22 protein-coding genes are annotated in these 20,742 nt (G+C 61.5%); 4 read left to right on the forward strand and 18 right to left on the reverse strand.

The window, feature by feature from the left end; translation table 11 throughout:
* Window positions 1–137: 137 nt before the first annotated feature.
* The gene (locus WH299_RS00215) at window positions 138–1,190 is read left to right on the forward strand and encodes an NAD(P)-dependent alcohol dehydrogenase (protein WP_339549355.1); all 1,053 of its coding nucleotides are present in this window, start codon (window positions 138–140) and stop codon (window positions 1,188–1,190) included.
* Here WH299_RS00215 and WH299_RS00220 read toward each other — a convergent pair whose 3' ends face one another.
* The 6 genes from WH299_RS00220 to WH299_RS00245 all read right to left on the reverse strand — a co-directional run bounded on the left by WH299_RS00220 (window position 1,191) and on the right by WH299_RS00245 (window position 7,189).
* Window positions 1,191–1,994: an IclR family transcriptional regulator gene (locus WH299_RS00220; protein WP_122726475.1), complete on the reverse strand. Its 804-nt coding sequence runs from the start codon at window positions 1,992–1,994 to the stop codon at window positions 1,191–1,193.
* 229 nt (window positions 1,995–2,223) lie between these two features.
* Window positions 2,224–3,189: an L-arabinose ABC transporter permease AraH gene (gene araH, locus WH299_RS00225; protein ID WP_028617559.1), complete on the reverse strand. Its 966-nt coding sequence runs from the start codon at window positions 3,187–3,189 to the stop codon at window positions 2,224–2,226.
* A 17-nt stretch (window positions 3,190–3,206) separates the two neighbouring features.
* Window positions 3,207–4,706: an L-arabinose ABC transporter ATP-binding protein AraG gene (gene araG, locus WH299_RS00230; protein ID WP_339549357.1), complete on the reverse strand. Its 1,500-nt coding sequence runs from the start codon at window positions 4,704–4,706 to the stop codon at window positions 3,207–3,209.
* Entirely contained in the window at window positions 4,703–5,683 is a 981-nt protein-coding gene (locus tag WH299_RS00235) for a substrate-binding domain-containing protein (RefSeq protein WP_339549358.1), read from the reverse strand. Before WH299_RS00235 ends, araG begins: the two co-directional genes overlap by 4 nt.
* A gap of 32 nt (window positions 5,684–5,715) precedes the next feature.
* Complete coding sequence (locus WH299_RS00240; protein WP_122726469.1) at window positions 5,716–6,537, reverse strand: SDR family oxidoreductase; 822 nt, start codon at window positions 6,535–6,537, stop codon at window positions 5,716–5,718.
* A gap of 172 nt (window positions 6,538–6,709) precedes the next feature.
* Window positions 6,710–7,189, reverse strand: a complete 480-nt coding sequence (locus tag WH299_RS00245; RefSeq protein WP_010208407.1) for a GNAT family N-acetyltransferase — start codon at window positions 7,187–7,189, stop codon at window positions 6,710–6,712.
* 184 nt (window positions 7,190–7,373) lie between these two features.
* Between WH299_RS00245 and WH299_RS00250 the strand changes: the two genes are divergently transcribed.
* From WH299_RS00250 to WH299_RS00260, 3 genes are all read left to right on the forward strand, one after another.
* Window positions 7,374–8,564, forward strand: coding sequence for an MFS transporter (locus tag WH299_RS00250; RefSeq protein WP_339549359.1), 1,191 nt, complete (start codon window positions 7,374–7,376; stop codon window positions 8,562–8,564).
* Between the two features lie 85 nt (window positions 8,565–8,649).
* Window positions 8,650–8,982: a hypothetical protein gene (locus WH299_RS00255; RefSeq protein ID WP_323624148.1), complete on the forward strand. Its 333-nt coding sequence runs from the start codon at window positions 8,650–8,652 to the stop codon at window positions 8,980–8,982.
* 51 nt (window positions 8,983–9,033) lie between these two features.
* Window positions 9,034–9,300 (forward strand): hypothetical protein, encoded by a 267-nt coding sequence (locus WH299_RS00260; protein WP_122726465.1) that lies wholly within the window; start codon window positions 9,034–9,036, stop codon window positions 9,298–9,300.
* 127 nt (window positions 9,301–9,427) lie between these two features.
* Here the strand turns inward: WH299_RS00260 and WH299_RS00265 are convergent, their stop codons facing one another.
* The 12 genes from WH299_RS00265 to mltG all read right to left on the reverse strand — a co-directional run bounded on the left by WH299_RS00265 (window position 9,428) and on the right by mltG (window position 20,742).
* Entirely contained in the window at window positions 9,428–10,345 is a 918-nt protein-coding gene (locus WH299_RS00265) for a PfkB family carbohydrate kinase (RefSeq protein WP_339549360.1), read from the reverse strand.
* On the reverse strand, window positions 10,338–11,804 hold the full coding sequence (locus WH299_RS00270) for a purine-cytosine permease family protein (protein WP_126570518.1): 1,467 nt from the start codon (window positions 11,802–11,804) through the stop codon (window positions 10,338–10,340). The genes WH299_RS00265 and WH299_RS00270 overlap by 8 nt, the downstream gene beginning before the upstream one ends.
* A 78-nt stretch (window positions 11,805–11,882) precedes the next feature.
* A complete protein-coding gene (locus tag WH299_RS00275) occupies window positions 11,883–12,884 on the reverse strand; it encodes an ADP-ribosylglycohydrolase family protein (RefSeq protein WP_339496359.1) in 1,002 nt (333 codons plus the stop codon).
* Window positions 12,881–13,594 carry a GntR family transcriptional regulator gene (locus tag WH299_RS00280; RefSeq protein WP_126570516.1) on the reverse strand — a complete coding sequence of 238 codons (714 nt, stop codon included), beginning with the start codon at window positions 13,592–13,594 and terminating at the stop codon, window positions 12,881–12,883. The genes WH299_RS00275 and WH299_RS00280 overlap by 4 nt, the downstream gene beginning before the upstream one ends.
* Window positions 13,595–13,664: 70 nt before the next feature.
* On the reverse strand, window positions 13,665–14,225 hold the full coding sequence (locus WH299_RS00285) for a DUF1285 domain-containing protein (RefSeq protein ID WP_122726461.1): 561 nt from the start codon (window positions 14,223–14,225) through the stop codon (window positions 13,665–13,667).
* A gap of 16 nt (window positions 14,226–14,241) precedes the next feature.
* A complete protein-coding gene (locus WH299_RS00290; RefSeq protein ID WP_016979738.1) occupies window positions 14,242–14,847 on the reverse strand; it encodes a DUF4823 domain-containing protein in 606 nt (201 codons plus the stop codon).
* A 95-nt stretch (window positions 14,848–14,942) separates the two neighbouring features.
* Complete coding sequence (locus WH299_RS00295; protein WP_122726459.1) at window positions 14,943–15,911, reverse strand: GTP 3',8-cyclase MoaA; 969 nt, start codon at window positions 15,909–15,911, stop codon at window positions 14,943–14,945.
* Window positions 15,912–16,026: 115 nt separating this feature from the next.
* Window positions 16,027–16,680 (reverse strand): TetR/AcrR family transcriptional regulator, encoded by a 654-nt coding sequence (locus tag WH299_RS00300; RefSeq protein ID WP_016979740.1) that lies wholly within the window; start codon window positions 16,678–16,680, stop codon window positions 16,027–16,029.
* Window positions 16,681–17,125: 445 nt separating this feature from the next.
* Window positions 17,126–17,911 carry a TatD family hydrolase gene (locus WH299_RS00305; RefSeq protein ID WP_016979742.1) on the reverse strand — a complete coding sequence of 262 codons (786 nt, stop codon included), beginning with the start codon at window positions 17,909–17,911 and terminating at the stop codon, window positions 17,126–17,128.
* 63 nt (window positions 17,912–17,974) lie between these two features.
* A complete protein-coding gene (locus WH299_RS00310; protein WP_123474572.1) occupies window positions 17,975–18,964 on the reverse strand; it encodes a DNA polymerase III subunit delta' in 990 nt (329 codons plus the stop codon).
* Window positions 18,957–19,589 (reverse strand): dTMP kinase, encoded by a 633-nt coding sequence (gene tmk, locus WH299_RS00315; RefSeq protein ID WP_126570513.1) that lies wholly within the window; start codon window positions 19,587–19,589, stop codon window positions 18,957–18,959. The genes WH299_RS00310 and tmk overlap by 8 nt, the downstream gene beginning before the upstream one ends.
* A gap of 19 nt (window positions 19,590–19,608) precedes the next feature.
* Window positions 19,609–20,742, reverse strand: coding sequence for an endolytic transglycosylase MltG (mltG, locus tag WH299_RS00320; protein ID WP_068935421.1), 1,134 nt, complete (start codon window positions 20,740–20,742; stop codon window positions 19,609–19,611).

The raw sequence follows: 20,742 nt of genomic DNA on the forward strand, positions 1-20,742 counted from the left end.
CTCGCGTCACAAGGATCCAAACACGGGGCACTCCCGGACGAATAGGCATGAGACTCGGAGCAATCGCCATGGCCGCATCAGGACCCGGCGCGGAGAATGCGCCACCTCACCTGTCATTGCTTTTGCGAGGTCTCCCCATGTACACCGCCATCGGTTACGCCGCCCAGTCGGCCACCACTCCCCTCGCCCCCATGTCGTTCCAGCGCCGCAGCCCACGCGCCGATGATGTGGCGATCGAGATCCTGTACTGCGGCGTGTGCCACTCCGACATCCACCAGGCACGCAACGAGTGGGGCATCGCCGTGTACCCGCTGATGCCCGGCCACGAGATCGTCGGCAAAGTCACCGCCGTTGGCGCCAACGTCACCGCGCACAAAATCGGTGATCTGGTCGGCGTGGGCTGCATGGTCGATTCGTGCCGTCACTGCGACGCCTGCCAATCGAACCTGGAGCAATACTGCCTCGAAGGCCCGACCATGACCTACGCCACCCCGGACCGCGTTGACGGCAGCAACACCATGGGCGGTTACTCCGACAGCATCGTGGTCAGCGAACATTTCGTGGTGAAGATCCCAGCCAAGCTCGACCAGGCCAGCGCCGCGCCGATTCTGTGTGCCGGCATCACCACCTACTCGCCGCTCAAGCACTACGGCGTGAAGGCCGGCGATAAAGTCGGCGTGCTCGGCATGGGCGGCCTGGGCCATATGGGCATCAAGTTTGCCAAGGCCATGGGCGCGGAAGTGACCTTGTTCACGCGCTCGGCAAGCAAGGCCGAAGAAGGCCGTCGCCAGGGCGCCGATCATGTGATCGTGTCCACCGACGAAGCCCAGATGAAAGCTGCCGCCGGGCACTTCGACTTCCTGCTGGACACCATTCCGGTGCAACACGACCTGAACCCCTACCTCGACGTGCTGCGCTTTGACGGCGTGCACATCCTGGTCGGCCTGATCGAGCCGGTGGACCCGCCCGTGAACGCCGCCAAGCTGGTGCTGGGCCGTAAAGTACTGGCCGGTTCGTTGATCGGCGGCATTGCCGAAACCCAGGAAGTCCTGGATTTCTGCGCCGAGCACGGCATCACCTGCGACATCGAAATGCTCGACATCCGCAATATCAACGAAGCCTACAGCCGCATGATCGCCGGCGACGTGAAGTACCGCTTTGTCATCGACATGGCGACCCTGAAGGCCTGATCAGGCCTTCGCGCCCAACTCCGCCGACAGCCGGGCTGCGACCTGTTTGACCACAGGAATCAGCTCGGCCATTTTCTCCAGCGGCATGTAGGGCACGGTACTGGCGATGCTGATACCGGCGACAATGCGCCGGCTGGCATCGCGCACCGGTGCCGCCACGCAACGGATCGACGGTTCGTTGTCTTCCAGGTCGAACGCATAACCGCCCACCACGTATTCATGCATGCGCTGCTCGAACTGCGCCCAGGATTGCTCCGGGTGCTGCGGCCATTGCAGGCTTTTCCCACCCGCTGGCAGGCTGACTTCGTACAGACGTTGCCACTCTGCGAGCGTGTCATCCAGCAGCAATGCCTTGCCGATCCCGGTGCGCGCCAGCGGCATGCGATGGCCGACCCGCGAGCGCATTTCCGGGCCATTACGGCCGGGGTTCTTGTGCAGGTACAGCACGTCGTCGTATTCACGGATGGCCAGGTGGATGGTGTCGCCGGTCAGCGCCGACAACTCATCCAGATACGGAATGGCCAAGGTCACCAGCGGCAGCTCTTCGCGTGCCTGAAAACCCAGCTCGATCAACTTCGGCCCCAACAGGTAACCGACCTGCGGCACCACGCGCAGGTAACGCTCTTCCACCAGGCAACTGGCCAGGCGGTGGGTGGTGCTGCGGGTGGTACCGATGCGCTTGGCGATCTCTTTCAGATCCCGCGCACCGGCCGCCACCGCCTGCACCACGCCCAGGCCACGCAGCAGGGTCTGGGTGCCGGTGGGGGCGGCGTCTTTGACGGGGGTGTGGGCGTTTTCCTGCATATCGGGCCTATGTGGTGGTACGAAAACTGGCGGCATTATGGGTGCTGGCGCGCATTGTGGCGAGCCGGCCTACCTGTGGTGAGCGGGCTTGCCCCGCGCTGGGCTGCGAAGCAGCCCAATTAAAGCAATGTGTTTATTGCGAGAAACCTCAGCGTCTGGTTCTGGGGCCGCTTCGCACCCCAACGCAGGGCAAGCCTGCTCACCACAACGAGCTCATCTGCCGCAAAAATCAGCGCTGTTTCATGCGGTCGATGATGACGGCCAGCAACAGGATGGAGCCACGGATAACGTACTGGTAGAAGGTGTCGATGTTCTTCAGGTTCATCGCATTCTCGATGATCGCCAAAATCAGCACCCCGGCAATCACGTGACGGATCATGCCGATGCCGCCACTCAACGACACCCCGCCCAATACACACGCCGAGATCACGGTCAGCTCAAACCCCTGGCCAATCATCGGCTGGCCCGAGGTCATGCGCGACGCAAGAATCACCCCGGCCAACGCTCCAATCAGGCCGTGCACGGCAAAGATGATGATTTTGGTGCGATCAACATTCACCCCGGCCAACAACGCCGCTTCCTGGTTACCGCCGATGGCCATGGTGTTGCGCCCGTAGGTGGTGTAGTTGAGCAGCCAGCCAAAGAACACAAAGCACAGCACGGTGATGATGATCGGCACCGGCACGCCCATCAGTTGGCCGTTGCCGAACACGAAGAAACCTTCATCCATCACGCCGACGGCCTTGCCGTTGGAAAAGATGTACGCCAGTCCACGCACGATCTGCATGGTCGCCAAGGTCGCGATCAATGCGTTGATACGCAGCTTGGCGATGACAATGCCGTTGATCAGTCCCACCACCAGGCCCATGGCCAACGCAGCGGACACGCCGAGCACCACGCTGTCGGTGTCGCGGATCACAATGCCCGCGACCACACCGGCACAGGCAATCACCGAGCCCACCGACAAGTCGAAGTGCCCCGACGCCAGGCAGAACAGCATGGTGCACGCCGCAATACCCACGGTAGAAATCGCCAGGCCCAACCCGCGCATGTTCAGCGGCGAAAGGAAGTTATCGATAAACAACGCACTGAGCACAAAGATGCTCAACGCGGCGAGCAACATCACCCAGTCATCGAGGAACTTGCGCTGGTTGAAACCCGGCCAGAAGCCCTTTGCAGTTTTTACCTCAGACATCATTCACCTCGAATTCTTCAAGCCCGCGAACGCGGGAGAGCCAGTTGCAACAGCCGTGCTTCGTCCGCCTGGTCGCGGGTGAGTTCGCCGGTCAGGGCGCCTTCGCTCATCACCAGGATGCGGTCGCTGATGCCCATCACTTCCATCAGGTCGCTGGACACCACGATCACCGCAATACCGCTGGCGGCGAGGTTGTGGATGATCTGGTAGATCTCCGACTTGGCGCCGATGTCGATACCACGGGTCGGCTCGTCCAACAGCAGCACCTTCATCGGCATCGACAGCCAGCGGCCGAGAATGGCCTTCTGCTGGTTGCCGCCGGAGAGGTACATGATTTTCTGTTCGGCGTTGGGCGTCTTGACCTTCATCGCCTTGATCTGCCGGCCGGCGTTGGTGGTTTCCCAGCCGTCGCGCAACAGCCAGCCAAAAGTGGAATGGGCACCGCGCGCGCTGATATTGATGTTCTCGGCCACACTGGACAGCGGAATGATGCCCTCCTTCTTGCGGTCTTCCGGGCACAGCAAGACGCCGGCAGCAATCGCGTCGCGGGGTGAACGCAATTGCAATGTTTGCCCGCAGAGTTCAAGGCTACCGGCGGTGCTGCGAGTCAAACCGCTCAGCAGCCGAAACAGCTCCGTGCGCCCTGCCCCGACCAATCCGAACAGGCCAAGAATCTCGCCCTTGTGCACCTGCAAGCTGACCGGCTCACGCAGGCCTGGTCCGAGCAAACCCTCGACCTTAAGCGCCACGTCGCCCTGTTCCCGTGGCCGGTAATCGTAGATGTCCTGGATATCGCGACCGACCATGCACGTCACCAACTGGTCATGGGTCAGCGCGTTCATATCGTCGAAAGTGCGCACATAACGGCCGTCCTTGAACACCGTCACCGCGTTGCAGATGCGGAACACCTCTTCCATACGGTGCGACACATAGAGCACGACTTTGCCCTCATCGCGCAGGCGGGTGATGATCGCCATCAAGCGGTCGATCTCCCGCGCCGACAAGCTGCTGGTAGGTTCGTCGAAGGCAATCACATGGGCGCCACGGGACAACGCCTTGGCGATTTCCACCAGTTGGCGCTGGCCGAGGGACAGGCGTCCGAGCTTTTCGTCCGGATCGATTTCATCGGCCAGGCCTTTGAGACACGCCAACGCTTGCTTGCGCAATTGACTGCGGTTGACCACCCCGAAGCGCGTCGGCAAATGCCCGAGGAACAGGTTTTCGGCGACGGTCATTTCCGGCACCAGGTGCAGCTCCTGGTGGATCACCGCCACGCCGCTGGCAATGCTGTCGGCGGCGGACTTGAAGTCCATGGTCTGCTCGCCGATCTGCAGTGTTCCGCTGCTCGGCAGGTAGGCGCCGCCGAGAATCTTCAGCAGCGTCGACTTGCCCGCGCCGTTTTCACCCATCAACGCATGCACCTCGCGCGGCCGCGCTTCAAAGCTGATTTGCGCCAGGGCTTTCACACCGGGAAATTCCTTGCCGATGCCATTGAATCGCAGGGCCGCGCCGGTCATTTCCACAGCCCGATTTTGCTCAGCTCTTCCTTGAAGTTGGCGCGGGTGATCAGGGTCACGTTGTCCAACGCGGTGAACTTGGCAGGCTCGGTGCCTTTGGTGACCCATTCGAACATGGCGCTGGCGGTTTTGTAGCCGGAGGCGTCAGGGCTTAGCAGCATCGAGCCGTAAAAACCGGTGTCGGTTTTCTTCAGTTCTTCAATCGCATCGGTACCGTTGATGCCGACGCCGATCACGTTGGCCGCCTTGAAACCGGCGCTTTCGGTGGCGCGCACGCCGCCCAGTACGGTGCTGTCGTTCATGCCGCCGATGATCAGGTTTTTCGGAGCGCTGGGCAGTTTCACCAGGGCCGAGTTGGTGGCGTCCATGCTGCCGGGCACGTCGAGGGTTTTCTGCGCACTGAACAGGATATGGTCTGCTGGCAGGCCGGCAGCCTTGAGCCCTTCTACCGAACCGTCGGTGCGTTTCTTGCCGGTTTCCAGTTCGTCGAAGGTGTTGATGACGGCGTAGGTTTCCTTCCAATCCCAGTTGCGATGCTTGGCTTCGGCGGCCATGGCTTCGCCTTGTTTCTGACCGATCTTGTAGGCATCCAGGCCGACGTAAGGCACGTCTTCCATGGGCTTGCCCTTGGCGTCGACGAAACGGTCGTCCACCGCCAGCACCTTAAGGTTATTGAGCTTGGCCCTGGCCATGATTGCCGGGCCGAGGGACACATCCGGCGGGCAGATGACGAAGCCCTTGGCGCCGTTGGCGGCCAGGGTGTCGATGGCCGACAGGGTTTTCTCACCATCGGGCACAGCGATCTTGATCACGGTGAAGCCCTGGTCCTTGCCGGCTTTTTCAGCGAAGGCCCATTCGGTCTGGAACCAGGGTTCTTCGGCCTGCTTGACCAGGAAGCCGATTTTCACTTCTTCGGCGGATACAACGCCGCTGAACGCGACCGCGAGGGCCAGGGTGCCGAGTGTCTTCTTGAGCATGAACCACCTCGTTCTTGTTATTGGAAAACGGTTTAGTCGTGGTACATCACAGACCGCCCGCCATCGATCATCAGGCAGGTTGCATTGATAAAGGGCGCCTCGTCGGTCGCCAGGAACAGTGCCGTCATCGCCACCTCGACCGGCTGGCCAATGCGCTTGGGCGGGTGCAGGTCGAAGGCGCGCTGGCGCTCGGCGTGGGGGTCGGGAAAACCGTTCCAGTAGTCGACGTTGAGCTGGGTTTCGATGTAACCCGGCGCGATGGCGTTCACGCGGATGCCTTTGGGCGCGTATTCGATGCCGAGGGCGCGGGTCAGTCCGAGCAGGCCGTGCTTGGCCACGGGATAGGGAAAGCAGCCGGGGATGATGTGGCTGGAATGGGTGGACGCAATGTTGATGATATTGCCGATGCCCTGCTCAATCATGTGCGGCAACACCGCGCGGCAGCCGAACCAGGCACCGTCGAGGTCGATGGCGAAGCAGCGGCGCCAGTCTTCGTCGGTCATTTCCAGCGGGTCGCGGAACACGTTGACGCCGGCGCAGTTGACCAGCACATCCACGCGGCCAAAGCGCTCGATAGCCAGGTTGACCAGCGTCTGCCATTGATCTTTGGACGTGATGTCGACGGCTTGTGCATAGATGTCGGCGCCGCGTTCGCGCCAGTGGGCGGCGACCCTCTCGACCTTTTCGCCCTGGATATCCGCAATGATCAAGCGCGCCTGCTGGGCCTGAAAACACGCGACGATTGCCTCGCCAATGCCTTGGGCGGCGCCGGTGATGATCACCACTTTGCCTTTGAGCCGCTCGCCATAGGTTGGCTCGGGCACGGCGGGGAGTGACAACGGTTGTGCCTGCATCGCGTCACCTGTTTTATTTTTGGTAGTGAGTGCTGATGCGGATGACTATAAACCCATCATCTGAAATATCTCAATATATAAATTTGCATCCCATATATTGAGTGAAAATCAAAAAAATGGCAGAGGTTTTTCCCCTGCCACATTTGATCTTCAGTGTTTACAAAATAGCGAGCTAGCCGAGGGCGAAATCGCGCAGCGCATCGCCTTCCATGCGATAGCGCACCCACTCTTCCTGCGGCTGGGCGCCAATGGATTTGTAGAAGGCAATCGCCGGTTCGTTCCAGTCCAGCACGCTCCACTCAAAGCGCCCGCAACCGTTATCAAAGGCGATCTTCGCCAGGTGGCGCAGCAGCTTCTTGCCCGCCCCGCCGCCGCGTTGTTCCGGGTTGATGTAGAGGTCTTCCAGGTACAGGCAATTGCTACCCAGCCAGGTGGAATAGCTGAAAAAGAACACCGCAAAGCCAATCGGCAAGCCGTCGCGCAGGCAGATCAGGCCATGGGCGGTGGCGCCTTCGCTGAACAGGCTACGCTCGATGTCCACCACACTGGCGATCACTTCGTGCCGGGCCTTCTCGTACTCGGCCAGCTCGGTAATAAACGTCAGGATCTGCGCAGCATCGCTGGGCACGGCGGGGCGAATCTCGATGGTCATGGGCGAGCCTTGGCAATTTCAAAGCACACATACTAAGACGCTTTCGTGACGGATTGCAGTGCAATTTCACTGCATCCCCTTACTCCGTCCACGGCTAACGCTGGCACCACCAACCACGCAACAATCGGCAAAGCGGTGCATGGTAAAACGTCCGGCATAACTCCAATGACTTCCAGGCCATCTTATGCATTCCAAGTCTGCAGTGAGCACGCCGTTGTTCGCCCTGTTTTGCCTTGCCAGTTTTCTGTTGTCGCTGTCTTACGGCTCGACCTTTCTGTTGTCGTTGCTGATTCATACGCGCGGCGGTAACGAGCACGATGCAGGCAGTGTGATCTCCATGGCGATGCTCAGCACCTTTGTGGCGGTGGTGGTCTCCGGGCATTTGGCTGATGTGCTGGGCGCGGCGCGGGCGATTGCGGGAATGGGCCTGCTGTTGGTGGTGGCGTGCCTGGGTTTTGCCCTGATGCCAGGTTTCGGCCTGGGCTTGATGGGGTTTGGCCTGGCCCTGGGACTCGGTTGGGGGGTGTTCTATACCTTGGGACCGATCATCGTGGCCATGCTGGTAGAACCGCAGCAGCGGGCCAAGTACTTTGCGTTATTGTCCGGCAGCATGATGAGCGGGATCGGGGCCGGCCCCTTGCTCGGGCGTGCGGCGAGCGCATTGGAGCTACCGCTGACCAGCGCGTTTTACATCGCCGCCTTTGCCAGCCTGATGGGCGTGGTGATGTTTTGGCGACTGGGTGCCCATCTCAAACAAGACGCGGTTGTGGCAAAAATTTCCTGGCGTGCCACCCGCCAGGTGCTGTCATCGAGGGCCGTGTTCGCGATCATCATGGTCGGCCTGGGCGGTTGTGTGTTCGGCGGGTTGTCCTCATTCCAGACCAGCTACGCAGCGGCGCATTCACTGGACTATTCGCTGTTTTTCGTGGGTTTCCTGAGCGCGGCGATTACCAGCCGCTTGTTGATTGCCGGGCTTGTCGTCAAGCGTGATGCCTATCGCTCGGCGTGCGTACTGTCGGGGCTGATGCTGGTGTCGGTGTTGATGTTCGGCTTCACGGTGTCGGGGACCTTCAGCTACCTGCTCGCCGCCATCACCCTGGGCGTGGGTTATGGGCTGACGTACTCGGTTATCAACGGGCTGGTGGCCAATGAAGCCCCCGCTGGCACCACGTCCCAAGCGTTGCTGCTGTTCAGCCTCGGGTACTTCGTCGGGGTGTTCGGGTTCCCGATGCTGGCGGGGCGGATCATCGTCGAGTATGGCCTGCAATCGCTGCTGCTGAGTGTGACTGCAGTGGCGTTGCTCAATTGGTTGATCAGCCTCGCGAGACTGATCTGGCGGCGGGCCTCGGCACACAAAATCTTACAGGTGAGCTAAGACCGTTCGTCGCCATCAAGGCACGAACGCCAAGGCCGGGCTGACCAATAGAGGGTAAGGACATTAATCATATGGAGACACCCTCATGAAAAATTCCAAGTTTGCTGCCCTCGCCCTCACAGGCCTGTTGTCTGCTGTGTCGCTGAGCGCCTTTGCCGCCAGCTCGACCACCGGGCCAACCGATCCAACGCCGGATGCCACCACTGAGTCGCAGAAATCCATGGGTACTGGCCTGGACACCAATGGTGGCGCGGTCATTGAGCCCGGCGCTGACCCGCGCACCCAAGGCAACGATACCCAGCGTCAAGCGCCTGCTGCCGTCGGTAACGGCAAAATGGGCCCGGCGATCAACCAGCCCAACATCAACAAGGGCGATGACTCCAACGTCCCAGGTGCGCCGAAACAACCTGCGCCTTGACCCATCGAACGCAAGACGAACACCCGATCATTTCCCAGTGAAGAGGTACGCATGAACGTCGATAGAAACCTTGAAAAAGAAGTCCTCACCCGCCTGCTGCACGCCCATCCGCAAGGTCTGGGCAAGGAGGTGCTGGATAACTACCGCGGCGAAAAAGAGGTGGCCAGTGTCTTGGCGTTCCTGCAGGACCGTGGGTTGATCAAGGATGGGCATGTGACCACTGACGCTGCCGGTGAGTATGCGTTGAACCTGCCGATCAAGCTGACGGCGTCGGGTGTGGATGAGGCGCGTAAGCTCGACAGCGAGACTCGCCAGTAATCCAGAAGGCACTGCAACACAATGTGGGAGCCGGGCTTGCCCGCGATGGCGGAGTATCAGTCACCATTCTCCGTGACTGACAGAACGCCATCGCGGGCAAGCCCGGCTCCCACATTTTCGATTGGGTTTATTCAGCTATTAAAGCATCCACTTCGGCAGTGCCGGGGGACGTAGCCGGCCCCCAGCGTGTCACCGCCAACGCCGCTGCCGCATTCGCCCGCCGTGCCGCTTGAGCGGGTGTCAGGCCATACGCCAACCCTGCGATAAACACACCCGCATGCGCATCCCCCGCTCCATTGCTGTCCACCGCCCTTACCTTGAAACCCGGCACATGCTCCGCCTGGCCATTGCGGCTGACCCAGCAACCATTCGGTCCATCCCGCACCACTAGCAAGGCATCAACGGGCAGGCGACGATTGAGATCGACCAGCGCATCCGCCAACGTACCCGCTCCGGTAAATGCCAGGGCTTCCGGGCCATTACTGGTCCAGATATCGATGCGCGGCAACAACGCCATCATCAGCGCCGAATCCGACGCCTTGACCAACGGGCCCGGATCGAACACCACGGTGATCGCTCGCGGCAGCGCCAGCAGCCAATCGAGCAATGCCTGCGCCTTGCCTTCCAATAAAAGGCTGTAGCCGCTGACATACACGTAATCGTCCGCTTGCGGGACCATTCGCGCCAAGTCATCGGCACTCAAGTCACCTTCAGCGCCGATATGGGAAATGAAGGTGCGCTCGGTGGTGGCCTCGGTCAGCGACACACACAAACCGGTGTCTTTATCGGTGCTGACCGTCTGGGCCATTTCAACCCCTTCGGCGTGCATCGCCGCGCGCGCCAGGTCACCAAAGCGCCCATTGCCATGACGGCCGAGGTAAACCACCGCCAACCCATTGCGCCGCGCGGCCGCCATCACATTGAAGCCTCCTCCGGCCTCAAAGCTGGCCGATTGCGCCAGCACGTCGCCGCCGGTGGCGGGCAAGGTATCGAGGGCCATCACCAGGTCGACGATGACCTGGCCGGTGTGCAGCAATCTAGACATTAGGACGCTCTACCAAAGCCGGGCGACGGTCAGCCGCGCCACCCAGTACTGCATAAATCCCGCCGGCCACCAGGAAGGTGACGATCCAGCCCAGGCCGTTGTGGCCCAGCCAGGAATCGGACAAAGGCCCGGCGAACCAGATGTTTTCGGCGGTGGTGCCGATGGTGGTGAAGCTGAAGCCCAGCGCAATCGCCACCGCCCAGGCGCCGAACGCACGCCACTCCACACCGCCGCGATACCAGTAGGCGCTGCTTGGGCTCACGTCCAGCAGGTCCTTGGGGCTGTAGTAATGACGGTGGATCAGGTCAACCACGAAGATGCCGACCCACGCCGTGATCGGCACTGCCAGCAACGAGATGAAGGTGATGAACGGGCCGTAGAAACTGTCGGCGATCAACATGAAGTAAATCGAGCCGGCGAAGATCGCCACGATGTCGACGATCACCGCATGCACGCGCTTGACCTTCAAGCCGAGGGTCAGGGTGGTGAGGCCCGCCGAATACACCGACAGGTTGTTGGACAGCAGCAGCCCGCCAAACGCGGTGACCAGGTACGGCACCGCCATCCAGGTCGGCAGCATGTCGCGGATCGCGACGATCGGGTCAGTGGCCGAGGCCAGGTCGTTGTTGCCCACCGACAGCAAGCCGCCTAGGGTGATCAGCAAGACCAGCGGAATGCCTGCGCCAAACGCGGCCGATGCCACCAGGCGCACGGCGGTGACGCTGCGGTGCTGATAGCGCGACATGTCGGCACCGGCATTCGCCCAGCCAATACCGGTACCGGCAGCCATGGTGCCGACGCCGATGATCATCGCGCTCAGCGGCGCCGGGGTGGCGTTGAACACCGCGCTCCAATCGATGGTCGCGCAGAGGAAGCCGCCGACCAGAATGTTCAGGGCGCCAAACACATACGTGGCCCACTTCTGGATCACCAGCAACGTGGCATGGCCCAGGCCGGAAACCGACAGGGTCAGCAAGACGAAGATGGCGATGAAGATCAGGGTCAGCACCGGCGCACTCTTCGCCTCGACCGGCGAACCAAACAGGATCGAGCACAACGACAGCAGCACGAAGGCGGCCGTGGTGGTGTTGACGGTCTCCCAACCCAGGCGTGACATCAATGACACCAGCGTCGGCCCGATATTGCCGCGCACACCGAAGATGGCGCGGGACAGCGTCAGGCTCGGCGCACGCCCACGACGGCCAGCGATGGAGATGATGCCCACCACCGCGAACGAACCGGCAGCGCCGAGAATCGCCACGATAATCGCCTGCCAGATCGCCAGGCCGCGAAACGCCACCAACGTGGCGCCGAGCGGCAAACCGAGGATGCTGATGTTGGCGGCGAACCACACCCAGAACAGTTGCAGCGGGTGCCCGTTGCACTCCCCTTCAGGGACCGGTTCGATGCCGCGTGTTTCCAATTGCCCGGCACTTTGGCCGGAAGAGGTGCTGCTCATGAGGGGGTGCTCCTGGTGCCTGTATTGTTGTGGTTGTGGCAGGGGTACAAAGCGAATCGTGTTTCCGGTCGTCCTGACTCAACGCATTTTCAACAGCTCTTGAACCAGCGGCTGCAACTCCAGGCCATTGACCTCTTTGACCTGTTCGATCATCGCGTCAGGCCAGCACTGCATGCCCAAGCACGCACCCAGCATGGCGCCGAGAATGGCGGCAATCGTGTCTGTGTCACCGCCAAGGCTGGCGGCCAGGCACAAGGCCTCCAACGCACTCATCTCACCCACCGCCACTTGCTGGGCCAGGGCAAACGACACCACCACCGACTCCTGGGACGCGACGGAAGTACCGATCAATTCATACAGCAGGTCGGCGAACAGGGCCTTGTCGCCACTGCCGACGCTCAAAGTGCGTGCCCAACTGATGCGCGTGGAAATACGCCCGCCGGCAATCCAGTGACCATGGCCTTCAGCCTGCTGGGCAATCTGGGTGCCGATGTTGAGTGCTTCGCCCAGGTCCACGCCGTTGATGCCGGCCGACACCACCGCAGCCACCGCCGCCGCACTGGAAATCCCCAGGGTGGTGTTATGGGTGACCTGACAGGCCTGGATCACCGCCTGGATAAATCGCGCCGGGTCGCTGACGTCGGCGGCGATCCCCACCGGGGTGATGCGCATCGCAGCGCCGTTGGTGGTGCCGTAGCGGCCGGACTCTTCCGGCGTGTGACCGGCGAGGATCATGTCGATCGCACGCTTGGTGGAGGGGCCGAGCAAATCCTGCGAGCCCTTGGCGCGCATCACTGCTTCCCAGTCGATCAAACGCTGGGCGAGCACCGTCGGTTCGATGACGCCCTGTCCTTCCACCAGCAATTCACCCACCAGGATCGCCTGCTCGGTGTCATCGGTGATGGAACCGGCGGGCATGTTCGGCGCGATCGGCTGGTCGGCGTCGGCATCTTCCAGGCCAGTGATGGCACCGAAACGCGCCCGGACCTGCTCGCGGCTCAAGGACTGGGTCGGCATACCCAGGGCATCGCCCAAGGCCAAGCCGTAGAAGGCGCCGAGGGCGCGGTTGTGCGGGGTCATTTCGAGTTTCCAAACTGGAGGTGCAGGCGAAAGTGCAGTGGATCGAGCAAGCTTTCGACGTACTCCATGAAACGCTCGCGACGGTCATAGGTGGTACGCGACGCCTTGAGGAACACCGTGCCTGCGGGGCGACCAAGCAATTCTGCATCTTCATCGCTGAGGGGTTCGGCGCCGATCCATTGGTCCCCTTCGGCGCCGACGTAACCGTAGGCGGCCAGGGTGATGGTCAGGGAGTTATCGATCAGTCCCACGTTTGGCAGGCTCTCCAGGCCGCCGGACGCGGGCATCAGCGAACGTTCCAGGGACACCGCCGTGCCGTCGGCGGTGCGGCGGCGGCGATCAAGGGCGATGAACTGATCGGTGCCGAAACGGCTGAACAGGTCCGGGCGGGTGACCGCTTCCAGGCGCAGGATGTCGGTCTTCACCCGCGCGCCTGTGTCGGCCAGGGCCTGGGCCCAACCGCTGCGTTGGTCGAGCACCATACCGTCAAACGTGACGATGGAGCCGACGCCGCTCTGGGTCGCGATGTAGTTGCGTCGCTTGAGTTCGGCGAGGGCTTCGCGCAGGGTGCCGCGGCTGACCGCGAACTCTTCGGCCAGTTGGTGCTCGCCCGGCAGCAGGAAACCGTCGGCCATCACTCCACCCTCGATGCGGCGGATGAGCTCGTCGACGACGCGTTTTTTCTTATCAAATCGAACATGTCTAATCATGTACAAATTGATAACCGAAAGCGGCCGTTTGCAGCAAGCGAATTATTTCAGGGAGATGAAAAAACCGGCTTCAAGGCTCCAGGCCGATACGGAAAAACTCCCCGCCGCTCCAGACGCCCAGCCAGTTCTGACCGTTGATCGGACGGCTCACCGCCAACTCCACCAATTGGTAGAACGCGTTGCGGTGCACCAGGGCTTCGAGGTTGGTGCGCACCCGCAGATAGGGCGCAGGTTCCTGGGTGACCGGATCGATCACTACCCGCAAGGGGTGTTCAAGGCCCGCTTCGACCTGATCGTCCACGTTGGTGGTAAAGCGCAGAACCTGGCCTTCGCCCTGCCCTTCGACCTCCAGCGTTACCGCCACGAACGGCGCATCATCGACGCTGATGCCGACCTTTTCCACGGGAGTGACCAGGAAGTAGTCATCGCCTTCGCGGCGGATGATGTTGGAGAATAACTTGACCATTGGCTTGCGCCCGATCGGCGTGCCCTGATAGAACCAGGTGCCGTCGCGGGCGATGCGCATGTCGATGTTGCCGCAGAAGTCCGGGTTCCACAGGTGTACCGGCGCCGGTCCCTTGCCCTTGGGCAGTTGGGCCAACAGATCGTTAGCCTTGGCGGAATCGGTCATGGGGCTCTCCTGGTGCTTATTGATCACTCATGCCCAGCAGGCTGCGGGCGTACTGGCGCAGTGGACGGGCAATCAGATCTTGTGGCTTGTTGTCGTGGAACGTCAGTAAACCACCACGACTGCGAATACGTGCAGTATCGATCAAATACTGGGTGCTGGTCTCGATCAACATGATCTGGATGACCCCGCTGTCCAGCCCGACACGGTCGAGGGCTTCCTGGTCGGCCCACTCATCGGCGTTGCCGATACGGTCATCCGCCTTGGCGAAACGGCAGTACAGCAGGTAGTGAGCGCCGGCCGCACGGGCTTCGGACATTGCCTGCTCCAGACCTTCCGGCTGACGGGCGCGACGCACCATGGGGAAATATTCGATGAAACCGTTGAAGGCTTCCTCGGCCACCACGTTTGGACGCGGATAAGCGCTGCCCGGCGGCACAAAGGCACCTTGGGCGATAAACACGAAAGAGTCCGGCTGTATGCGAACCGAGGCGGTGCGACGGGTATCGCTGTGGTCCAGCAAACCGGCATCGCTCATCTGATAGCGGGTGCCTTCGGCCATATCGCTGACGGTCATGCAACCACTCAGCGTCAACGACGCCAGCAACAAAACCAGACTACGCATCCTAATCCTCCAGAAGCCGGTGACGGAAAACCGGCGAATGGGCGTGAGATGCAGGTTCTGGGCCAGGGGAGCAGCTACAAGCTTCAAGCTCGGCGTCAGCCGCCAATAATCTTCATGATGGTCGCGCCGCCGGAGAAGGCAACTTCCTGCTTGTCGCCCAAGGCCTTCATCAACAGGCCCTGCAGCGCTGGCAGCGCTTGATGGCGGGGTTTGTCCAGCAGGTCACCGACATAGTGACGGTTGCTCGACGACAGGCAACCATGCAACCAGCCGGTGGACGACAACCGCAACCGCGAACAGGTCCGGCAGAACGGCACGCTTTCGTTGGCAATCACACCAAAGAAGCCTTTACCGGGGATTTCGTAGCGTACGGCAGTGGCATCCACAGGCGCATTGGCTTGCAGGTATTCATGCTGCTCACCGATCAAACCCAGCAGCTGTTGCAGGCTGACAAACTGCTGCAGGAACGCGTTGGAGTCCTTGGCCAGATGGCCCATGCGCATCAACTCGATAAAGCGCAGTTCATAACCACGCTCCAGGCAGTAATCGAGCAGCGGCATCACTTGGTCGAGGTTCTGGCCGCGCAACGGCACCATGTTGACCTTGATCTTGATTCCGGCAGCGCGGGCCTGGTCCATGCCGTCGAGCACGGTGGCCAAGTCGCCGCCACGGGCGATGCTGCGGAAGGCATCCGCATCCAGGGTATCGAGGGAGACGTTGATGCGCTTGATCCCGGCGTCCACCAACAGCGGCAGTTTGCGCGCCAGCAGTTGGCCATTGGTGGTCAGGCTGATGTCACTGAGGCCCATCTGCCCGACGGCGCCCATGAAGGCTTCTAGCTTGGGGCTGACCAGCGGTTCACCGCCGGTGATGCGCAGGCGGTCGATGCCGGCGGCCTCGATCAGATAAGCCACGCCACGAGCCATGGCCTCGGCCGAGAGTTCGTCCTGGGCAGCCACCAGCCGCTTGCCATTCGGCACGCAGTAGGTACACGCGTAATTGCAGGCTGAGGTCAGGCTGATCCGCAAATTGCGAAAACGCCTGCCTTGACGATCAACGATCATGGATCACTCCGGCAGAGGATGATTCGGGCGCGCTAAAAGCTGACTGATAAATCAGCTTTTAGCAAGAGTCCTTGCCTGAGTATATTCCTGGGGTACTACGCGTGGCAGCAAATCATTACGTGGAAGGCGATTCCAGCGGCGGCTGCTCGGTGCTGTGCTTGCGCTTGTTGCCCATGCGCACACCGATGTCCATCAGAAACTGGAAGAAGCCTTCCTGATCTTCCAGCACATTACTCCAGAACGGCGAGTGATACAGCGCCACGGCGCCGTGCACCAACGCCCAGGCGGCGCAGTAGTGGAAATACGGCGGCACGTCTTCAAGCTTGCCTTCGCTGATGCGCCCCTTGATCAACAGGGTCAGGCGTTCGAAGTTCGATGCACGGATCTTGTGCAGTTCCTCGACCATCTCCGGCACCTGATGCCCCTTGACCACCTTCTCTTCCAGACGGTCGAACAGGCGATAGCGTTGCGGGTCACGCATGCGGAACTCGAAATAGGCGCGGGACAGGGCTTCCTTGTCCTTGTCCACGTCGGCCGAATGCAGCAGTTCGTTCAAGTCGCGCTCGTAGTCGAGCATCAGGCGCAGATAGATCTCGGCCTTGGACTTGAAGTGCTTGTAGATCGTGCCTTTGCCGATACCCACGGCATCCGCGATCATCTCGACGGTGACGCTGTCTTCACCCTGTTCGAGGAACAGCTTGAGGGCGGTGTCGAGAATTTCCTGCTCACGGCGGCGAAACTCACGGACCTTACGGGGTTCTTTGTGCATGAGGAAGAGGTCTGCAAAGGTCAAAATAGGGAGGGTTACGCACGGCCACGGATACGCGGCGATACGATTTACCCGGTGCGAGGGATTATCCCGACTGAACGGTCGCTGGGCAATGCCTATGTGAACCGCAAACGCACTTTACTTTCAGCGCGCCAACGTTTTGATGGATCTCAGTCAGAAATAATACGCAACAACCGCCGCCGTGCACCTGCCCAATGAGAACTCAAGCGAAGCGCGCGTATTCCAAATCTGTTTAAAAAACGACCAGTCGCGACTGGACTGAATCGGATACTGATCAATACTTGAACTGTCGGCGTGACATCTCCCCCAAGTGACGCGCCGATCTGGGTACCAACGGACCGCGTACCCTTGTTTTACTCCTAATGGTCTTAGCCCGGATTCACCCCCCAGAACCCGGGTTTTTTTTGCCTGGGATTTGGCCGCGTCAGCCAGCGACGTGAGCCAGCGGGAACAGGCGTTTGAAGTTCTCGGTGGTCTGCTCGGCAAAACGCTCGTAGGACTCGCCACGCAGCATTGCCAGGTAATCCGCCACATCACGCACGTACTCGGGCAGGTTTGGCTTGCCGCGATGAGGAATCGGCGCCAGGTACGGCGAGTCGGTTTCCACCAGCAAGCGGTCGGCCGGCACTTGGCGCGCAACGTCGCGCAGGGCGTCGGCGTTGCGGAAGGTGACGATGCCCGACAGGGAAATGTAGAACCCCAGGTCCAGGGCCGCCTTGGCCATGTCCCAGTCCTCGGTGAAGCAATGCAACACGCCGGCTTGGGGCAGCGCGGCTTCGCGCAGCAGGGTCAGGGTGTCGGCACGGGCGCCACGGGTGTGGACGATCACCGGTTTGCCGGTCTGCTGGGCGGCTTGCAAGTGCAGGCGGAACGAAGCCTGCTGCAACTCGGCGGCTTCGGGCTCGTAGTGGTAATCCAGGCCAGTTTCGCCGATGGCCACTACGCGCGGGTGATTGAGCTCAGTCAGCAGCCAGTCGAGGGCAGGGGCTTCGCCAGGCTTCAGGTCCAGCGGGTGAATGCCCACCGAGCAATCCACATCAGCGTAGCGATCAGCCAGGGCCTTGACGTCGGCCGCGTTTTCCGCGCTGACGCCGATGCACAGGAAGTGCCCTACTCCGCGCTGGCGCGCGGCTTCGAGGGCAGCATCAAGGGAACCGCCGTGCTGGGTCAGGTCAAGGCGATCGAGGTGGCAATGGGAATCTACGAGCATAGGGATCTACAACTTCAGTCACGAAAAGTGTCTGGCCGACGATACACCTGTCGGCCACAGAATTTAACGGCGGCCGAGCAAGCCAACCCACTGCACCAGCAGCGCCTCAAGCAACAGCACGCGGTTAAGGTTGGCCTTGCCGAGTACCTTCTGGCGCTGGGCGAGGATCCAGTCCTGGATCGTCAGCACCTTCTCCTGGGCACTTTTCTGCGCCAGGTACTGCACCACTTTGCGCATGTCCGGCAGGCCCAGGCCGTTTTCATCCTGGGTCAGCTGGTAGCGCAGGATCAGGCTCGACCAGTCGCAGAACCAGTCAAACAGCAGCAGCAGGGGAATGTCCTTCCAGGCGCTTTCGGCCAGTTGAGTGGCGGACACTTCCTGCTTGATAAGTTTCTTCACGCCTTCCACCACCAGCGCGCGTTGCTCACGCACGCCCTGGGCTTGCAGCTTGACCGCCGCCAACGGCGAACCGGCCGCCAGGGTCAGCAGTTCGACCCGCTCGTCCTGACCGCAGTCCGGCAACGCCTGCGCGAGCCATTCGAGGCTCATGGCCTCGCTCGGCAGCGGGCACGCCTGCTGTACACAACGGCTGCGGATGGTCGGCAACAAACGGCTGGACTGGTGGCTGACCAGCAACAGCACGGTATCGCCGGACGGCTCTTCGAGGCTCTTGAGCAAGGCGTTGGCGGCGTTGATGTTCATCGCCTCCACCGGTTCGATCAACACGACCTTGCGCCCGCCCATCTGCGCGGTCTGCACCACGAAGCTGACGAGGTCGCGCACCTGGTCGACCTTGATCGCCTTGTCGGCCTCCTCGGGCTCCAACAGGTAGTTATCCGGATGACTGCCGGCCTTGAGCAGCAGGCAGGACTTGCACTCGCCGCAAGCTTCCAGGCTGACCGGGCGCTGGCACAGCAGGCTGGCCATGAGGCGCTCGGCCAGGTCACGCTTGCCGATCCCGGCCGGCCCATGCAACAGGTAGGCGTGGGCGTGCTGCGCGCGGCCGGCCAGTTGTTGCCACAGGCTGTCCTGCCACGGGTAGGCTTCAGCCACGGGCGCGCTCCAGCAGTGTCGGCAACAGCGCGTCGATGGCGTGCTGCACCTGGGCCAGCGGTTGGGCGGCGTCCAGCAGGTAGTAGCGCGCAGGTTCGGCCGCGGCACGCTTGAGGAACGCGGTGCGTACGGCGTCAAAGAAGGCCTGGCCTTCCAGCTCGAAGCGATCCAGGCGACCCCGGGCGCTGGCGCGAGCCAGGCCCACTTCCACCGGCAGGTCGAAGACCAGGGTCAGATCAGGGCGCAGGTCGCCTTGAACGAAGGTTTCCAGGGTGGCGATGCGTTCCAGGGACAGGCCCCGACCACCGCCCTGGTAGGCATAGGTGGAGTCGGTGAACCGGTCGCAGATCACCACGGCACCGCGTGCCAGGGCCGGACGAATCACTTCGGCCAGGTGCTGGGCACGGGCGGCGAACACCAGCAGCAGCTCGGTGTCCGGGTTCATCTGCTCTTCACCTGGCGCCAGCAGCACTTCGCGGATACGCTCGGCCAGCGGCGTGCCACCGGGCTCACGGGTCAACACCACCTCAATGCCTTCGCTGCGCAGACGCCCAGCCAGGTAATCACGGTTGGTGCTTTTGCCGGCGCCTTCGGGGCCTTCCAGGGTTATAAACAAGCCAGTCACAGGCAGTCCTTAGTCAGAATTATTGCGGGTTTTGCGGCGCTTCAACATCTGGCGCAGACTCGGCCGGCTTTTCAACGGGCACATCGGCCGGCGGCGTTGCATCTTCCGCAGGCTTCACCACTGGCGCCGGGCTGGAGCGATAATCGGCGCGGCGCTTGAGCTGGAACTCCCGCACGGCGGCATTATGCGCATCCAGATCATCAGAGAAAATATGGCTGCCATCACCTCGGGCAACAAAATACAGGCTGCTGCCCGGCACCGGGTTCAGCGCGGCATGAATCGCCTCGCGGCCGACCATGGCGATGGGCGTCGGCGGCAGGCCGGCGACCATATAGGTGTTGTAAGGGTTGGCTTCCTTGAGGTGGGCGCGGGTCAACTTGCCGTTGTAGCGCTCGCCCAGGCCGTAGATCACTGTTGGGTCGGTCTGCAACAGCATGCCGATTTTCAGGCGACGCACAAATACCCCGGCGATCTGCCCACGCTCTTCAGGCACGCCAGTCTCTTTTTCCACCAGGGAGGCCATGATCAGCGCTTGATAAGGGTCGGTGTACGGCGCATCGGGAGCGCGCTTGCTCCACTCCTGGGCGAGGACATCATCCAGGCGGTTGTAGGCTTTTTTCAGGAATTCGACGTCGGTCATGCCACGCACAAAGCGATAGGTATCGGGGAAGAATCGCCCTTCGGGAAACACGCCGGGGTGGCCGAGCTTGTCCATGACTTCGCTGTCACTAAGGCCTGCGAGGGTCTGCACGATCTTTTCATGCTTGGCCAACGCCGAGCGCACCTGACGGAAGTTCCAGCCTTCCACTAGCGTCAGGCTGTATTGCACCACTTCGCCACGCTGCCACAGGCCGATCAGGCCTTGCGCCGTCATGCCAGGGGTCATGCGGTATTCGCCGCTGTGCAGAGGCTGGCCGTCAAGGTTGAAGCGCCAGTACAGGCGCAACCAGAAGGCGCCATCCAGCACACCCTCGGCTTCCAGGCGATTGAAGGTGCCGGTGGGGGTCGCCCCGGCCGGTACGTCGAGCAATTGCTCCTGAGTCAGGTTCAAGGGCTGCTTCAGGGCCGCGTCGTATTTCCAGGCGCCATAGCCCAACAGCAAAGCCGCCGAGAACAGACCGATCAGCAGCAGTACAACCAGTTTTCGTATCAA

It is taken from the genome of Pseudomonas sp. MYb541 (assembly GCF_037479595.1).
Classification (GTDB): domain Bacteria; phylum Pseudomonadota; class Gammaproteobacteria; order Pseudomonadales; family Pseudomonadaceae; genus Aquipseudomonas; species Aquipseudomonas canadensis.

Excerpts from the sequence above, each read along its gene's own strand:
- WH299_RS00215 (WP_339549355.1), top strand. The coding sequence starts at position 138 with ATGTACACCGCCATCGGTTACGCCGCCCAGTCGGCCACCACTCCCCTC.
- WH299_RS00220 (WP_122726475.1), bottom strand. The coding sequence starts at position 1,994 with ATGCAGGAAAACGCCCACACCCCCGTCAAAGACGCCGCCCCCACCGGC.
- araH (WP_028617559.1), bottom strand. The coding sequence starts at position 3,189 with ATGTCTGAGGTAAAAACTGCAAAGGGCTTCTGGCCGGGTTTCAACCAG.
- araG (WP_339549357.1), bottom strand. The coding sequence starts at position 4,706 with ATGACCGGCGCGGCCCTGCGATTCAATGGCATCGGCAAGGAATTTCCC.
- WH299_RS00235 (WP_339549358.1), bottom strand. The coding sequence starts at position 5,683 with ATGCTCAAGAAGACACTCGGCACCCTGGCCCTCGCGGTCGCGTTCAGC.
- WH299_RS00240 (WP_122726469.1), bottom strand. The coding sequence starts at position 6,537 with ATGCAGGCACAACCGTTGTCACTCCCCGCCGTGCCCGAGCCAACCTAT.
- WH299_RS00245 (WP_010208407.1), bottom strand. The coding sequence starts at position 7,189 with ATGACCATCGAGATTCGCCCCGCCGTGCCCAGCGATGCTGCGCAGATC.
- WH299_RS00250 (WP_339549359.1), top strand. The coding sequence starts at position 7,374 with ATGCATTCCAAGTCTGCAGTGAGCACGCCGTTGTTCGCCCTGTTTTGC.
- WH299_RS00255 (WP_323624148.1), top strand. The coding sequence starts at position 8,650 with ATGAAAAATTCCAAGTTTGCTGCCCTCGCCCTCACAGGCCTGTTGTCT.
- WH299_RS00260 (WP_122726465.1), top strand. The coding sequence starts at position 9,034 with ATGAACGTCGATAGAAACCTTGAAAAAGAAGTCCTCACCCGCCTGCTG.
- WH299_RS00265 (WP_339549360.1), bottom strand. The coding sequence starts at position 10,345 with ATGTCTAGATTGCTGCACACCGGCCAGGTCATCGTCGACCTGGTGATG.
- WH299_RS00270 (WP_126570518.1), bottom strand. The coding sequence starts at position 11,804 with ATGAGCAGCACCTCTTCCGGCCAAAGTGCCGGGCAATTGGAAACACGC.
- WH299_RS00275 (WP_339496359.1), bottom strand. The coding sequence starts at position 12,884 with ATGACCCCGCACAACCGCGCCCTCGGCGCCTTCTACGGCTTGGCCTTG.
- WH299_RS00280 (WP_126570516.1), bottom strand. The coding sequence starts at position 13,594 with ATGATTAGACATGTTCGATTTGATAAGAAAAAACGCGTCGTCGACGAG.
- WH299_RS00285 (WP_122726461.1), bottom strand. The coding sequence starts at position 14,225 with ATGACCGATTCCGCCAAGGCTAACGATCTGTTGGCCCAACTGCCCAAG.
- WH299_RS00290 (WP_016979738.1), bottom strand. The coding sequence starts at position 14,847 with ATGCGTAGTCTGGTTTTGTTGCTGGCGTCGTTGACGCTGAGTGGTTGC.
- WH299_RS00295 (WP_122726459.1), bottom strand. The coding sequence starts at position 15,911 with ATGATCGTTGATCGTCAAGGCAGGCGTTTTCGCAATTTGCGGATCAGC.
- WH299_RS00300 (WP_016979740.1), bottom strand. The coding sequence starts at position 16,680 with ATGCACAAAGAACCCCGTAAGGTCCGTGAGTTTCGCCGCCGTGAGCAG.
- WH299_RS00305 (WP_016979742.1), bottom strand. The coding sequence starts at position 17,911 with ATGCTCGTAGATTCCCATTGCCACCTCGATCGCCTTGACCTGACCCAG.